This window comes from Acinetobacter sp. SH20PTE14, from assembly GCF_021391555.1.
Classification (GTDB): Bacteria; Pseudomonadota; Gammaproteobacteria; order Pseudomonadales; family Moraxellaceae; genus Acinetobacter; species Acinetobacter amyesii.
The window spans coordinates 2,604,826-2,620,645 of record NZ_CP090067.1 but is presented as its reverse complement, the minus strand read 5'-3'; the positions used below and the strand labels follow the sequence as shown (position 1 = coordinate 2,620,645).

The window sequence follows — 15,820 nt, the reverse complement described above, 5'->3', positions numbered from 1 at the left end:
CTTAATTATTCAGTAACTGAGTATTTAGCTTTCATACGAGTAATGAGTTGGTCTTTCTCCGTCCACAGCTCATCTACCCAATGCTGAAATTTTTCACGGAATTCTGCATCATCTTCATAGTTGCCGCCATGCACCCACGTTGGAATTTCAATTTTACGTAAATCCACGGCGATACGCGGAACTTCACCGAGCCAAAATTCGCCATAACCTGGTGCACCATTTGGATAGACGATGGTCATATCTACGAGAGCATCAACTTGATCCCCTAAAATATTGAGTGCCAGTGCTAAACCACCCGCTTTCGGCTTAAGAAGGTTTTGATACGGTGATTGCTGCTGCGCATGTTTTTCAGGGGTAAAGCGAGTGCCTTCCAAATAGTTCAGCAGGGTAAAAGGCTGGCTCAATAACTGTTCACAAGATTTACGCGCTTCTTCCATATCTCGATATTTAAGTTCAGGATTTTTCGCGATTTGTTCTTTGCTATGTCGTTTCATCATTGGGAAGCCTAAAATTTTAAAAGCTTGTCCAACAAATGGAATGAAAATGAGTTCCCATTTGGTAAAGAAACGCGTCAGTGGCATACGAGTTAAACCAAAATATTGGTTGACTGTCGTATCGACCCAACTCTGATGGTTACAGGTCATGAGATAGCGACCCTGCAAATTTAAGTCGAGGCCTTCATCGATGGTGATATCCCATTTTGTGTTGGGTAAAACGTGATCAATTAACCAGTTATTAACCATGAGCCAACTGTTGGTAATTTTTATGTTGGTTTCATCAACCTTTTTTGATTTTTTAAAGAGTTTGGTTAGACCAAGGGCTAGTACAGGAGGGCCATGGAAAAAAGTACTGCCTGTTATAACTGAACCGACGGTAAGTCCTTTGCTAATTTTTTTTAGTGTCGGTTGCTTATTTGTTTGAGATGACATATAAAAAGTCCTAGCGGAAATTGTCCAAATAATGATTGATTCTAGTAAATATAGTTCGAGTTGATTAAATAAAAAAGGGCATCCGCAGAACTGTGAAGAAATTGTGATGGAATTAACAAGTAAATCTCGTATTCATATTACAAATTGTAACTAAACGTTTTATTATTAACAAAAAATCAATGGTTCAGCCATTTGTTTTACTTCATCATTTCAACCATACAACAAAACACAAAGAAGGAGGCATGCAATGCGTGCACTAGTAATTTCGGCAGTAGTTGGGGCAATGGCACTTACTGGTTGTCAAAACATGGAATATGACAAAGCAGCAATCGGTACTGGTCTAGGTGCTCTTTTAGGCGCTGGTATTGCTTATTCTAATGCTGATAAAGACAAAATGGGTCAAGCAGCTGCAATTGGTGCTGTAGTTGGTGGTGGTGCAGGTCTTCTTCTTGATAAGAAAGAAAAACGTCTTAAACAAGAATTGGCTGGTACTGGTGTTGACGTAGGTCGTAATCCAGATGGTTCGATCAACCTTGTTATGCCATCAGTAACTTTCGCAACTAACTCTTCAACTATTCAATCTCAGTTCCAATCTGCGTTGAATGACGTTGCTAAAGTATTGCGTGAAGACGGTACTGCAAACAAACTTGCAATCGTTGTACATGGTCACACAGACAACACTGGTACTGATGCGATCAATAACCCACTTTCTCAAAACCGTGCAAACTCAGTGAAAAACTACCTAGCGTCTCAAGGTATTTCTTCAACTCGTATTACTGCACGTGGTTACGGGTCAACTTCTCCAGTAGCGGATAACTCAACTGCTGCAGGTCGTGAACAAAACCGTCGCGTAGAAATCTCAGTTTACGAAACTAAATAAGTTTTAGTTCGAAACGAAAGGCCACCCTCGGGTGGCTTTTTTTATGGCATTTTTAATGACCGATAAAATACATTTTGCATTAGGCAAGATCGTTTCAGATGACTATAATCATCCTCGAATTAATAAGAGGAAAGACTATGTCACTGGCAAGTCAGTTGAACGACAAGCAACTTGAAGCAATGAAATACACTCAAGGACCCTTGTTAGTACTTGCAGGGGCAGGTTCAGGCAAAACATCGGTGATTACCCGTAAAATTGCCTATTTGGTGAAGCATTGTGGTATTCCTGCGCACCGTATCACCGCGATGACCTTTACCAACAAAGCTGCGCGTGAAATGAAAGAGCGTGTGACAAAGCTGATGAGCCGTGAAGAGGCAAAAGGGCTGTCGGTTTCTACATTCCATAACTTCGGGCTAAACATGCTCCGTTTGGAATTAAAAAATACACCACTGAAAAATAACTTTTCAATTTTAGATGCAGATGACTGCAAACGCATTTTGATGGACTTAATGCATCGCGACAATTTATCCGGTGCAGAAAGTAAAGAGCTGATTGCCAAAGCCATGAAAATGATTTCAGATTGGAAAAACGATCTGATTCCACCTGAGCAAGCGCATACCACCTGTGAAACAGCAGAAGACGTTCAGTTTGCACATCTGTATCAACTGTATGAGCGTAATTTACGTGCCTACAATGCTGTGGATTTTGATGATTTGATTGTCATGCCGACGCGCTTATTACAAGAAAATGCAGAAGTGCGTGATCGTTGGCAGAATCGAATCCGCTATTTATTGGTCGACGAATATCAAGATACCAACACCGCGCAATATATTTTGGTGAAATTACTCGTGGGTGTCATGGGACAGTTCACCGCGGTAGGTGATGATGACCAATCGATTTATGCATGGCGTGGTGCTAAGCCTGAGAACATGGCTTTATTGAAGGAAGATTTCCGTAATCTGAAAGTGATTAAGCTTGAGCAAAACTATCGCTCGACCAGTCGTATTTTAAAAGCTGCCAATACAGTTATTGGCAATAACCCACATATTTTCGATAAAAAGCTTTGGTCAGATAAAGGCCATGGTGAAGTGATCCGCGTGATTACTTGTCGTAATGACGATGATGAATCAGAACGCGTCGTAAAAGACTTGATTACGCACAAGCTGATGAACGGTAAAAATTGGAAAGACTACGCCATTTTATACCGTGGTAATTTCCAAGCGCGTGCTCTAGAGACACAGCTACGCCAAATGCAGATCCCGTATAAATTATCGGGTGGTCAGTCTTTCTTTGCTCGTGCTGAAATTAAGGACTTGATGAGCTACTTACGTTTGATCATCAACCCTGAAGATGACAGTGCATTTTTACGAATTATCAATACGCCAAAACGTGCGATTGGTCCTGTGACTTTGGAAAAGCTTGGCTTATTTGCGCAGGAAAGTAATTTATCCTTACTCAGTGCAGCAGGTGACCAGCGCTTAAGCATGGCGATTCCGAAAAAAGCCACAACCCAATTGGCCGAATTTGCGGACTTTATTTCGACCTTTACTCGTGAATTATTAGAAGATGATGAACCTGTTCCGATCATTCGTCGCATGATGATTGAAGCAGGTTATATCGACTATGTTAAAGAATCTGCAGCTACACCTGCGCAGGAAAAAACCAAACTGGATAATATTGAAGTGCTATATAGCAGTATTCAAAGTTTGATAAACCGCGCTGAAGATGTAGATGAAAAGAACATTGAAAGTGTGATTCGTAAAATGGTGCTGCTCGATATGTTAGAACAGCAACAAGAAGAAGAAGACACCGATAAAGTCAATTTGTTAACACTTCATGCGTCGAAAGGTCTGGAATTTCCATTCGTTTATTTGATTGGTCTGGAAGAAGAAATTCTACCGCATAAAAACTCCATTGCTGCTGACACGGTCGAGGAAGAACGACGTTTGATGTACGTGGGGATTACTCGTGCACGTCAAGGCTTAACTATGACTCTAGCAGAGCAACGTAAAGCCGGTGGTCAAATGCGACAAATGACACCAAGCCGTTTCTTGGACGAACTGCCACAAGATGAATTGGAGTGGTTAGGCCGCAAGAAAAAGCTGGCAGGGGATATCGATCCTAAACAGCAAGCACAGCATTATTTAGAAAATTTACGCGCGCTGATTAAGCGTTAAAGCTGAATGCGTAGAATATTTTATTTATTTTTTGAAATTCGTTTTATTGAAACAGGAATGAACCATGAAAGTTCAAGTTAAAGTTCTCGACACACGTTTAGGTACGGAATGGCCAATGCCAACTTATGCCACAACAGGTTCGGCAGGTCTTGATCTCCGTGCATGTGTAGAAGAAACCACCGTAATTGAACCGGGTCAAACTGTTCTGGTAAAAACAGGCCTATCGATTTATATCGAAGACACTAACTTTGCAGGTTTAATTCTGCCACGTTCAGGCTTAGGTCATAAACACGGAATCGTGTTGGGTAACTTGGTCGGTTTGATTGATTCAGACTACCAAGGTGAATTGATGGTATCTGTTTGGAACCGTAGCCAAACGGCATTTAGCCTAGAGCCGGGTGAGCGTTTAGCACAATATGTTTTAGTGCCAGTTGTACAAGTTCAGTTTTATATTGTGGATGAGTTTGAAGCCACTGAACGAGGAGCAGGCGGTTTTGGTCATACAGGTAAAAACTAATCAGCGCAAGACTTTTGCTCCAGTGTGTTGACAAGTAAATGCCTAAAATCACGTAGCGAATAAAAAACCATCCTCGTGATGGTTTTTATTTATATCATTTTATTTAAATTTTAATTTATTCAAATTCAAATCTATATTTAGAGTATTTTGGATCTTATCAGGATTTTTAATTCTGATGAGTTTACTTGGTTTATATTTTAGGGGTGAGGGTAAAGAATAATTAGAATTTTGTGTATTGGTTTAAATTTGATCGATTTACTATATTTATACACATTTGAATAAATAATCAAAAATATTTGAAAAGTAAAATATTTAAGACTGAATGATAATTTGATATTTTTTATTAATGTAAAATATTGATTTTATTTTAAAAATAAATTATTGGATAAATGTGAGTGTAATTTTTAGATCAGTATTTAAATATTATTAATTGATTGTTAACTAAATTTGTTATAAAAAAAGCTACACTTTTTTTCAGGATTTTATCCTTTAATTAAAAGCTTAAATTCTCAATAGAATTTTAGATTTTTTAATTAATAAAGATGTAATTAGAAGAACATAGTATGGGTTCACTGTTTAGTCACTTTCCGCAACATATTTTTCGTACATATGACATTCGCGGGAAAATATCGCTCTTAAATGCTGATTTAGTTCAGTCAATTGCTTGTGGCTTAGTCAAACAATATTTAGATGTAGGGCAAAAGAGACTTGCTATTGGCTATGATGCGCGTTTAACCAGTCCAACCTATGCAAAAATAATTCAAAAAGTCTGCCATGAGGCTGGTCTTGAAGCGGAAATTATTGGCTGCTGCTCAAGCCCGATGTTGTATTTTATTGCGGGACAATTTCAAGGCAATGGCATTATGGTGACGGCGAGCCATAATCCTAAATCAGATAATGGTATCAAGTGGATTATCAAAGGTGAGCCACCTTGTCCGGAGATGATTCAACACGTTGCAGTCGAAGCACGAAATTGTTTTTCATCGGAACGTGTGCATTTGATGACTGAACTTGAGCCACACGAAATCAAGCCTGAATATTGTTTGGCCTATCAGAAATTTATTTTAGATGACATTCATTTACAGCAACCACTTAAAGTTGTGATCGATGGCATGCATGGTTCAGCTGGGCATTGTGCAGCCTTATTATTAAATAAATTAGGCTGTGAAGTTTTGGCATTACGTTGCCAAGCTGATGGACATTTCCCTGATCATGCTCCAGATCCATCACAGCTAAAACATTTAACTCACCTTCGCCAAGCCATACAGTTGAAAAAGGCTGATATTGGTATTGCTTTAGATGGTGATGGTGATCGTTTAGTACTGATTGATGAAACTAGCAAAGTGGTTTCTGCAGATCGATTATTGTGTTTATTTGCTGAAATTTGTTTGACTCAAAAACCACATGTAGAAGTGGTATTTGATGTGAAATGTTCAACAATGATTCGAGATACCGTGTGCGATTTAGATGCGCAGCCTGTGATGATTCGAACAGGTAGTAGTTTCTTGCGAAAGTATATTTCCCAATCTAAAGGCAAAGCGGTTTTTGGTGGTGAATACGCAGGGCATTATGTTTTTAATGACGGTCGTGGTGGTGGCTATGACGATGGTCTATATGCTGCCTTAAGGGTCTTAGAATATATTCAAACTCAGGGGCTGACATTGTCAGAAGCTTTGGCAAAATATCCGGAGCGCTTTAGTACCGAAGATTTATATGTCAGTACGCATCAGCATGATCCAGCGGAAGTTTTAAAGCAGGTTGAAGCTAATTCTGCGCGAATTCCGGCACAAATCAGTAAAATTGATGGAATACGCCTTGATTTTGATGATGGATTTGGCATCATTCGAGCATCGAATACAGGTGAGTATTTCACTTTACGCTTTGATGCCAACTCATCAGCACGCTTAAAAGAAATACGAGATCTGTTTGTTTCCATGTTAGTTGAGCACTATCCAGACATTGCTCATGACATTCCAGATGCTCAATAAGGAGAGGCAAATGCCACATCAACATACTGGCATCGACAAAGCACAAATCCTGACGGAAGCTTTGCCGTATATTCAACGTTTTGCGGGTAAGACGCTGGTAGTGAAGTATGGTGGTAATGCCATGACCGATCCTGAGCTTGAGAGCTCATTTGCACGTGATATTGTGCTGCTAAAAACGGTTGGTCTAAACCCGATTGTGGTGCATGGCGGTGGTCCACAAGTGGATTCATTCCTCAAACAATTAGGTCGTGAGTCTGATCGTATCGACGGTATGCGCGTGACTGATCCTGCAACGATGGAAGTTGTCGAGATGGTCTTGGGCGGCAGTGTGAACAAATCGATTGTGAACTTAATCAATAAACACGGTGGCCGTGCAATTGGTTTAACGGGTAAAGATGGTAATTTGATCCGTGCGCAAAAATTATTGATGGAAAAAACTACCGAAGATGGTTCAGTAAAACAGATTGATTTAGGTCTCGTTGGCGAAGTGGTTGGTGTGAAAACTGACGTACTTGAAATGTTTACCCAAAGCGATTTTATTCCTGTGATTGCACCATTAGGTGTAGACGAAGACGGCAATACCTATAACATCAATGCTGACTTGGTTGCAGGTAAAGTGGCTGAAGCATTGGGTGCGGAAAAGCTAATTCTATTGACCAATATCACGGGTGTTTTAGATGAAAATAAAAATCTGCTGACTGGGTTAACCACCCAAGAAGTTGATCGTTTGATTGAAACTGGCGTGATTTATGGCGGCATGATTCCGAAAGTTGGCTGTGCATTAGATGCAGTCAAAGGTGGCGTAATCAGCGCGCATATTGTTGATGGTCGTGTACCTCATGCAACATTACTTGAAATCTTTACGGATCATGGTGTGGGTACATTAATCACCAATCGAACCAATGTGAAAAAAGCTTAAGATACTTAGCATTTTTTGATATAAAAAAGCCTCTTTTGAGGCTTTTTTATTATTTATCAGTTGGCTAAGTGAGATTTGAAAAGATCAAATAATGTATTTACCCTGTTGGATTATAAAAACTCTTATAATGGCGCCGATTTTAGATTTACAACAACTAAAACTGTCATGCACAATAGAGAAATCATAGATTTACTGCTGAAATGATCAATATGTGCCAGCTGCTCGGAATGAATTGTGCGACTCCCACCGATATTACATTTTCGTTTCGGGGATTTTCGCAGCGAGCAGGAATTACCTCAGATCATTGTGATGGCTTTGGTATCGCTTTTTTTGAAGATAAAGCATGTCGTTTATTTGTCGACAATCAATCTGCTGTAGAGTCTCCGATTGCCGAGCTGATCCGAAACTACCCGATTAAATCTCGCAATGTGATTGCACACATTCGTAAAGCGACACAAGGCAAAATTAATCTTGAAAACTCACATCCATTTAGTCGTGAATTGTGGGGCAGACAGTGGATTTTTGCGCATAATGGCGACCTGCATGGCTTTCAGCCCGAGCTCACGGGGCGCTTCACTCCCGTCGGCAATACCGACAGTGAATTGGCCTTTTGCTATTTGCTCGAGCAAATGGTGAAACGTTTTGGTTATACCGAACCAACACTCGATCAGGTGTTTGATCTGTTATTAGAAATTTCTCCGAAAATTGCAGAACATGGCACCTTTAATTTTTGTTTGTCGAATGGGCAGGCGCTATTTAGTTATGCGATTACCAAGCTGCATTGGCTGGTTCGAGAGTATCCATTTCAGCCTGCACAGTTGATTGATATTGATGTTGAAGTCGATTTTAGTGAAGTCACTACGCCTGAAGACCGTGTTGCCGTGATTACCACTGAACCCTTAACGCAAAATGAAGTTTGGACAGCATTTGAGCCGGGTGAAATGATTTTATTTCAACATGGTCGTCCAATACGTGCTGCAAAGACGGTTGTTGAACGTTTAGAACGTGAGCGGCTGGACCCATCTTTAAAACGTGTCACACGTGCAGATCAGTATTAATTTTGAATGAAAGATATTCATTATAAAAATGAATATCTTACACTTTATTGAATTAAGGGTGTTTTCTAAGATATTGAATTGATTAAAAAATATCTTAGCTTTATACTCGGGATTAAATAAATTAACATAATAAAAACAATTGATTACAATATAAATGGCAGTATTTCAATTAAAACCAACCTTTTTACTTCATTTTTATTTAAGTTCTTTAATTATATGATGAAATTTACGTGATAAGTCCTTCATATTTATAGGTGGTCGTAATGAAAATGAAATGGGTTCCAGAATACAATACTGGTATCGATGTGATTGACGATCAACACAAACGGATTCTTGACTACATCAATGAAATTGATGGCATTGACGCAAATACAGATCGTGATCGTGTAAAACAAATTCTGGAAAACATTATTGATTACACGCAATCACATTTTACCTTCGAAGAATCTTTACAAGAAGAAGCGGGTTATAAATATCGTGTGCCACATAAACGCGTACATGATTTATTTATTAAAAAAATTGAATCTTACCGCGACCGTTTTGAAATGGGGCATGCGATTGAAAATGAATTACATGAAGTGCTTTCAAAATGGCTGATTAACCATATTCAGCACGATGATGCTGATTATGTCGGTGCGGTTAAAGAAAATATGATGGGTATCATCAAAGAAAAAGAAAAGAAAAAAGGCAAAAATTGGTTTGCACGTTTCTTTTCATAACCTCAAAAAATGAAATAAAAACAATTAAAATCTAATAATATTATTTGCGCAGCAAATCACCTTTAAGGTGATTTGCTTTTTGTTTTTGATTTTCAAGGCACAGCAAGGCAAAATAGCGCTAGAATTTTCAAAGGAATTTGTCATGCAGGACAATGCGATGTCGAAATGGTTATCGCCACTGATGGCGTTCTGTTTATCTTTTATCATTATTGCAACTTTAGCACCGGTAACAGGTATTCAAATTGAACGTCAGCTAGATTTCTGGCTGTTGTGGCTAGGTACAATGCTTATTTTAGCTTTACCGCTATGTTATTTGGAAATTGCTTTAGCAAAACGTTCAAAAATTACAGCAGTTCAAGCACTGTCTTCGCTAACACGTGATGCGGATGCTTCACCCAAATGGCGTATAGTCGGTTGGCTTGCCGTAGTATTTATTCCATTTTTAGCAGGTGCCATGCTTTCAGCCGCGTCGCAATATGTGGCAATTTTTACAGCTAATGGTTTTGCCTATAGCATTATTTTGGCTGTCTTTGCGGTCATTGCATTTGCATTGTCGTTTGTACCACGCCAATTTTTAGTGATTTTGACCGCTATTGGTGTGATTGCTGCAGTGGTCTTGGCGAATGTTATGGGAACGGCATTGCCAGAGTGGAAAATGACTGCGCTCGAATTTAGTGAGTGGGGCAATGCAACTGTTTTGGCGCTCGTAGCAAGTGGTTTGGGGATGGGCTTGTACTGGCAGTCAAGTTTGCCAGCCGTGAAGCAACAAGAGATTGCAAGCAAAACGGTATTTCCAATTTGGATCGCTCAACTTTTGGCAGTGGTTGCTTTTGCCTTTTTCGCAGCAAAAGCACAAGTACCTGCTTTAGCACTGGTTGTGGGTTTAGTCGCAGCTTCAGCATTGCTGATTCAAATGGCACGTGAACAATTACAACAACGCCAATTGGCCGTAGTGGTGCAATGGGCGATTTTATTGGTTGCGGTTTTTGTATGGGCACTGAGCACTGTTGTTCCAGTATTTAATATTGCCTTGTTGATTTGGGGCTTAATTATTTGTCTGATTTATGCGATTTTCGCAGGGTGGATTATGAAGATTAGTCATCTACGTAAGTCAATGAACTTCAGTCATGAAACCTTTTATAATATTTGGCGTATTGCCGTACGTATCGTAGTGCCCTTGTCAATAATATTGGCATTGGTGGCTGTGATTGGGCAGTTATTCTAATGACAGCTCAGTTACAAGTATGGGTCGCTTATGCGAGCGTGGAACAGCAGATATTAATTCCGCTGAGCTTTAATCCCGGTATGACGGTTGAAGATGCTATTGTGCAAAGTGGCATTCGAAAACAAGTGGATTTACCCGAAGAATTAACACTAGGAATCTTCGGGGCGCGTGTAAGCGATTCATCTCAGTTACTTGAAGCAGGTGATCGTGTCGAAATCTATCGTGCATTAACCATTAATCCGAAAGATATTCGTCGTAATCGCGCCAAGAAAAATCCCGTTGGCCGTTATTGTCGAGGCAATCGTTTCAAACAATTGTACTTATAAAAAAAACCCCTAAATTTAGGGGTTTATTTTTATCTGAAAGCGACTATAGTGGTGGCGCAGTTAAAATCGCTTCTTTAGAACCTGGTAAGCCAGGTTGAGACTCTGGAATGGTTTCTAAGCCTTCAATTTTTTGAACGATACCGTTTTGGTCAAAGAAGATTTTTAAGTGTTGACCATGTGCAGCAGGAATCTTGGCTTTTTTAGCATATGTTCCTGGGGTATACTTATAAATGTAGTCCCAACGTAACGGATTCATTGGATCGGCAACAGTTGGACTACCTAGCAAAAAGCGAACTTGTTGGTGGCTCATTCCCACTTGAATTTTAGCCGCTTGTGCTTGAGTTAAAGGTGTACCTTGTGGAATATCAACTTTATAAACGCCCAAGGTTGAACAGCCTACGAGCAATGAAGTGACGAATAACGTCAGCATGATTTTTTGCATTTTGCTAAACTATCCCAAATTAATTATGATGCATTTGATCCAAGGATAGATCATACTGCATCTACACTTTGTTGCATATTCCAACTTTAATTTTGTTGAGAGACCTTTTTTCATGCCTATTTCAAATCAAGATTTACGTAAAGCTGGACTTAAAGTTACACTTCCACGAATTAAAATATTGGAATTGCTTGAAAATTCAAGACAACATCACTTAAGCGCAGAAGATATTTATAAGACTTTACTTGAACAGGGTGAAGATGTGGGTTTAGCAACTGTGTATCGCGTGTTAACACAGTTTGAAGCTGCAGGTATTATTCAACGCCATCATTTCGAAAACAATCATTCTGTTTTTGAGATTATGCAAGAAGATCACCATGACCATATTGTGTGTCAAAACTGCAATAAAGTGGTGGAATTTACTAATGATGTGATTGAGCATGAGCAACATCAAGTGGCAGAAAAATTTGGTTTCCAACTTACAGGTCACTCATTAAATCTTTATGGCTATTGTGATGCGCCTGAATGCCAAGAAGCATATCGTAAAAAATAATCCGATGCGGATGAGAATAAATAAAAAAACAGACTTCATATGAAGTCTGTTTTTTTATTTCCGAAAGCATCATGCAGAATTAATGTTGACCATCAAAGGTAATATTTGAATTTGCACGCAGTAAATGCTCACCGCCTTCTTCAGACAATTTAATTTGTAGACGCAGGTCGTTCGGTGAATCGGCATGTTTGAGCGCATCTTTATAGCTAATTTGCTTGGCTTTATATAGATCATATAAAGCTTGGTCAAAGGTTTGCATACCCAGTTCACGAGAACGCTTCATCAGGTCTTTAATTTCATGTACTTCACCCTTACGGATTAAATCTGAAATTAAAGGTGAGTTGATCAAAATCTCAATGGCAGCACGACGTGAATTACCATCAATGGTTGGAATCAATTGCTGCGCAACCATTGCTTTTAAATTCAAAGACAAGTCCATGAACAGCTGACTATGGCGATCCGCTTCAAAGAAGTGAATGATACGGTCGATGGCCTGGTTGGCGTTGTTGGCATGCAGTGTTGCAAAAACCAAGTGACCGGTTTCAGCAAAGGCAATCGCATAGTCCATGGTTTCACGTGAACGAATCTCACCAATCAGAATCACGTCAGGTGCCTGACGTAGCGTATTCTTTAAGGCAACTTCGAAAGAGTCGGTATCAATACCCACTTCACGTTGGGTAATGATACAGCCTCGGTGTTGGTGTACAAATTCAATCGGGTCTTCAATCGTAATGATATGACCTTTGCTATTTTCATTACGATAGCCAATCAAAGATGCCAAAGAGGTTGATTTACCTGTACCCGTTGCACCTACGAAAATGATAATGCCACGCTTGGTCATCGCTAATTCTTTTAAAATCGGCGGTAATTTCAACTCATCCATCGTTGGAATAACGGTTTCGATACGACGAAGCACCATGCCTGGCTGGTCACGTTGTTGAAAGGCGCTGACACGAAAACGAGCAGATTTACTGGTATTGCTAATGGCAAAGTTACATTCGCGCGTATCGGCAAATTCCTTACGCTGTTTGTCAGACATAATCGAATGTAAGATTTGACCGACAGTCGGGCCCGGTAACTTAGTCGAGCCAATTGGCAAAATTTGCCCATTGATCTTAATCGAGGGTTCAACATCGGCTGTAATAAACAAATCCGATGCTTTTTTCTCCACCATATAATCAAGTAAGCCGTTAAAATCCATAACGATCGCCCCAAAAAAATAAAAAAATTACAAGAAAGATTCGGGTTGTTTCGCTGCAGTCCGTGCAGTTTGCGTACTAATAATGCCTTTTGCGACAAGGTTTTTTAAGCTTTGATCGAGTGTGGTCATACCGTAGTTGGCACCGGTTTGAATCGCAGAATACATTTGTGCGACTTTGTTTTCACGAATCAAGTTACGGATCGCAGGAATACCGATCATGATTTCATGCGCAGCCACACGACCGCCACCATTTTTCTTGAGTAGGGTTTGTGAAATTACGGCTTGAAGTGATTCAGATAACATGGCACGAACCATGTCTTTTTCTTCAGCAGGGAATACGTCAATCACACGGTCAATGGTTTTTGCGGCAGAGGTTGTATGGAGTGTACCGAAGACCAAGTGACCGGTTTCAGCAGCTGTCAGCGCCAAACGAATGGTTTCAAGGTCACGCATCTCACCGACTAAGATAATATCCGGGTCTTCACGCAGTGCGGAACGAAGTGCTTCGTTAAAGCCGTGCGTATCACGGTGTACTTCACGTTGGTTGACCAAGCATTTTTTTGATTCGTGTACAAATTCGATCGGGTCTTCGACCGTTAAAATATGGTCATAACGGTTGTCGTTAATGTAATCAACCATCGCAGCAAGCGTGGTTGATTTACCCGAACCTGTTGGACCGGTCACCAATACGATGCCACGTGGATATTCACAAATATCTTTGAAGATTTGGCCCATGCCAAGATCTTCAATGGTTAGTACTTTTGAAGGAATGGTACGGAATACGGCACCAGCACCACGGTTTTGGTTAAATGCGTTCACACGGAAACGAGCCACACCAGGTACTTCAAATGAAAAGTCAGTTTCTAATTTTTCTTCGTAATCACGACGCTGTTTATCGTTCATGATGTCGTAAACCAATTTGTGCACTTCTTTATGTTCAAGAGCAGGAAGGTTGATACGACGAACTTCACCATCCACACGAATCATTGGTGGCATACCAGAAGATAAATGTAAATCCGAAGCGTTATTTTTGGCAGCAAAGGCCAATAGTTCTGTAATGTCCATAAAATCCCCGAGATAAAAATTAAATCTTAATTATTTTGATAGAATAATAAGGCTTTCCCACAGCTTAACCAACACTTAGTTGCAGGGCAATGCAAAAAAAGATGAATGAAATGAGAACCCCGTCAATGAATAAACTTCAAGAAGCACGAAATCAAGTCTTGCAGCAAATTGAGCAGGCTTGCCAACTTGCGGGTCGACCACAGCAATCGGTTGAATTGTTGGCTGTATCTAAGACGCATCCTGCTGAAATGCTAAGAGAAATGTATGCAACGGGGCAACGCTCATTTGGTGAAAATTATCTGCAAGAAGCGCTTGAAAAAATTGAGGCTTTGGCAGATTTAGAGATTGATTGGCATTTCATTGGTCATGTACAGCGCAATAAAACCAAACATTTGGCTTCAAACTTTGCTTGGGTGCATGGGGTAGACCGTTTGATTATTGCGGAGCGTTTATCAAGCCAGCGAGAAGCGACGCAAGCACCTTTGAATATTTGCCTACAAGTCAATATTGACGCGCAAGATACAAAGGATGGCTGTCAGCCGAATGAAGTAGCAGATTTGGTCGCACAGATTTCTACGCTACCGAATTTACGCTTACGTGGACTGATGGTAATTCCTGCTCCAAACAATCCACAAGCTTTTGTTGATGCCAAAGTGCTCTTTGAGCATGTCAAGGCACAGCATACGAAACCTGAGGATTGGGATACCTTAAGCATGGGGATGTCAGGTGATATGACAGATGCGATTGCTGCCGGATCCACCATGGTTCGCGTGGGGACAGCATTGTTTGGCGCACGTGATTATTCAAAATAGGACAGAAGATTCAGCCTGCTTTCAAAAACTAGGCTTATAAAGTGTAAGCACAGCAGATAAATTTTCACAATAGATGAAACCTATGGGTTCAAAGTGAGCCTTTTAATTTGAACTTTCCATTAAAGTTGAGTACAAAATAATCAGGATGTTTTTGATATTGAAGTAATTCACACTTGGACAAATAGGGAAGTTCATGACGGCATATTATCAGTTGATTCAACGCGACGTAGATGCGCAAGGCTGTGTCACGGCACATTACCATTCGACCAATTTAGCACAAGGTGCATGGAATGCACATGAGCAACACATGGCACCAGCTACAGGCATTATTTGTGCTGAATTAGACCGTTTTTCACCACGTCATGATATGCGTATCGGGCGCATTAGCCTCGATATTTTGGGCTTAATTCCTGCTGGCGAGTTTGAAATAATCACGCAAGTGATTCGTCCGGGAAAAACCATTGAACTGATTGAATCTGAAATGCGGGCTCAGGGCAAAACCTGCATTGTGGCACGCACTTGGCGCATGATGACGCAAAATAGCCAGTCCGTGAAAGGTTTGGAGGATGCTGATGTGACTGGGCCAGAAACTGCGCCGATTTGGGACGGTATCCGTCAGTGGCCGGGGGGATATATTCAGTCGATTGAAGCAAGAAGCCATGGGCGCCGTGCAGGTCAAGGCATTGTGTGGCTGAGAACACAGCATGACATGGTTGAAGGTGAGCCGACTGCTGATTTTGTCCGTTTAATGGGCATGGTTGATACCGCCAATGGTATTGTTCCGCGTCAGGATTGGCCATTTGGCTGGGGCTTTCCAAATCTGGATCTACAAATCCATTTGCACCGTTTACCACAGGGACAGTGGTTAGGTCTGGAAACCGTGCAGCAGTATGGAGCGGATGGTGTTGGTTTGAGTAGTTCTGTATTGCATGATGTCCATGGCCCATTTGGGCGTAGTGAACAGATTTTAACGCTACGTCCACTCGGGACGTAATGATCTAGAGAATCAAAA

Annotated in this window: 16 protein-coding genes; 12 read left to right on the top strand and 4 right to left on the bottom strand. The window is 40.5% G+C overall.

Going from position 1 to position 15,820, the window contains the following annotated elements; genetic code table 11:
- Window positions 1–5: 5 nt before the first annotated feature.
- On the bottom strand, window positions 6–929 hold the full coding sequence (locus LXF01_RS12815; RefSeq protein WP_233944499.1) for an acyltransferase: 924 nt from the start codon (window positions 927–929) through the stop codon (window positions 6–8).
- 247 nt (window positions 930–1,176) lie between these two features.
- On the opposite strand from LXF01_RS12815, the gene LXF01_RS12810 reads away from it, so the two are divergent.
- The 9 genes from LXF01_RS12810 to LXF01_RS12770 all read left to right on the top strand — a co-directional run bounded on the left by LXF01_RS12810 (window position 1,177) and on the right by LXF01_RS12770 (window position 10,738).
- The gene (locus LXF01_RS12810) at window positions 1,177–1,809 is read left to right on the top strand and encodes an OmpA family protein (protein ID WP_078193108.1); all 633 of its coding nucleotides are present in this window, start codon (window positions 1,177–1,179) and stop codon (window positions 1,807–1,809) included.
- A 137-nt stretch (window positions 1,810–1,946) separates the two neighbouring features.
- Window positions 1,947–3,986, top strand: a complete 2,040-nt coding sequence (locus LXF01_RS12805) for a UvrD-helicase domain-containing protein (RefSeq protein WP_078193107.1) — start codon at window positions 1,947–1,949, stop codon at window positions 3,984–3,986.
- A 64-nt stretch (window positions 3,987–4,050) separates the two neighbouring features.
- The gene (gene dut / locus LXF01_RS12800; protein ID WP_233944498.1) at window positions 4,051–4,503 is read left to right on the top strand and encodes a dUTP diphosphatase; all 453 of its coding nucleotides are present in this window, start codon (window positions 4,051–4,053) and stop codon (window positions 4,501–4,503) included.
- 563 nt (window positions 4,504–5,066) lie between these two features.
- On the top strand, window positions 5,067–6,491 hold the full coding sequence (locus LXF01_RS12795) for a phosphomannomutase/phosphoglucomutase (RefSeq protein ID WP_233944497.1): 1,425 nt from the start codon (window positions 5,067–5,069) through the stop codon (window positions 6,489–6,491).
- Between the two features lie 10 nt (window positions 6,492–6,501).
- Complete coding sequence (gene argB, locus LXF01_RS12790; RefSeq protein WP_180036151.1) at window positions 6,502–7,410, top strand: acetylglutamate kinase; 909 nt, start codon at window positions 6,502–6,504, stop codon at window positions 7,408–7,410.
- A 209-nt stretch (window positions 7,411–7,619) separates the two neighbouring features.
- Window positions 7,620–8,468, top strand: coding sequence for a class II glutamine amidotransferase (locus tag LXF01_RS12785; protein ID WP_233944496.1), 849 nt, complete (start codon window positions 7,620–7,622; stop codon window positions 8,466–8,468).
- Between the two features lie 263 nt (window positions 8,469–8,731).
- Window positions 8,732–9,187, top strand: a complete 456-nt coding sequence (locus tag LXF01_RS12780; protein WP_078190032.1) for a bacteriohemerythrin — start codon at window positions 8,732–8,734, stop codon at window positions 9,185–9,187.
- A gap of 142 nt (window positions 9,188–9,329) precedes the next feature.
- The gene (locus tag LXF01_RS12775; protein WP_233944495.1) at window positions 9,330–10,412 is read left to right on the top strand and encodes a hypothetical protein; all 1,083 of its coding nucleotides are present in this window, start codon (window positions 9,330–9,332) and stop codon (window positions 10,410–10,412) included.
- A complete protein-coding gene (locus tag LXF01_RS12770; RefSeq protein WP_111885267.1) occupies window positions 10,412–10,738 on the top strand; it encodes an RnfH family protein in 327 nt (108 codons plus the stop codon). The genes LXF01_RS12775 and LXF01_RS12770 overlap by 1 nt, the downstream gene beginning before the upstream one ends.
- Before the next feature lie 43 nt (window positions 10,739–10,781).
- Here LXF01_RS12770 and LXF01_RS12765 read toward each other — a convergent pair whose 3' ends face one another.
- Window positions 10,782–11,180 carry an outer membrane protein assembly factor BamE gene (locus tag LXF01_RS12765; protein ID WP_078193102.1) on the bottom strand — a complete coding sequence of 133 codons (399 nt, stop codon included), beginning with the start codon at window positions 11,178–11,180 and terminating at the stop codon, window positions 10,782–10,784.
- A gap of 112 nt (window positions 11,181–11,292) precedes the next feature.
- On the opposite strand from LXF01_RS12765, the gene fur reads away from it, so the two are divergent.
- On the top strand, window positions 11,293–11,730 hold the full coding sequence (fur, locus tag LXF01_RS12760) for a ferric iron uptake transcriptional regulator (RefSeq protein WP_078193101.1): 438 nt from the start codon (window positions 11,293–11,295) through the stop codon (window positions 11,728–11,730).
- 79 nt (window positions 11,731–11,809) lie between these two features.
- Here the strand turns inward: fur and LXF01_RS12755 are convergent, their stop codons facing one another.
- Both LXF01_RS12755 and LXF01_RS12750 read right to left on the bottom strand, forming a co-directional pair.
- Entirely contained in the window at window positions 11,810–12,931 is a 1,122-nt protein-coding gene (locus LXF01_RS12755; RefSeq protein WP_168379063.1) for a PilT/PilU family type 4a pilus ATPase, read from the bottom strand.
- A gap of 27 nt (window positions 12,932–12,958) precedes the next feature.
- Window positions 12,959–13,996, bottom strand: coding sequence for a type IV pilus twitching motility protein PilT (locus LXF01_RS12750; RefSeq protein WP_078190026.1), 1,038 nt, complete (start codon window positions 13,994–13,996; stop codon window positions 12,959–12,961).
- Window positions 13,997–14,121: 125 nt separating this feature from the next.
- Between LXF01_RS12750 and LXF01_RS12745 the strand changes: the two genes are divergently transcribed.
- The gene (locus LXF01_RS12745) at window positions 14,122–14,808 is read left to right on the top strand and encodes a YggS family pyridoxal phosphate-dependent enzyme (protein ID WP_180146212.1); all 687 of its coding nucleotides are present in this window, start codon (window positions 14,122–14,124) and stop codon (window positions 14,806–14,808) included.
- Window positions 14,809–15,001: 193 nt separating this feature from the next.
- A complete protein-coding gene (locus tag LXF01_RS12740) occupies window positions 15,002–15,802 on the top strand; it encodes a thioesterase family protein (RefSeq protein WP_078193098.1) in 801 nt (266 codons plus the stop codon).
- Window positions 15,803–15,820: the final 18 nt, after the last annotated feature.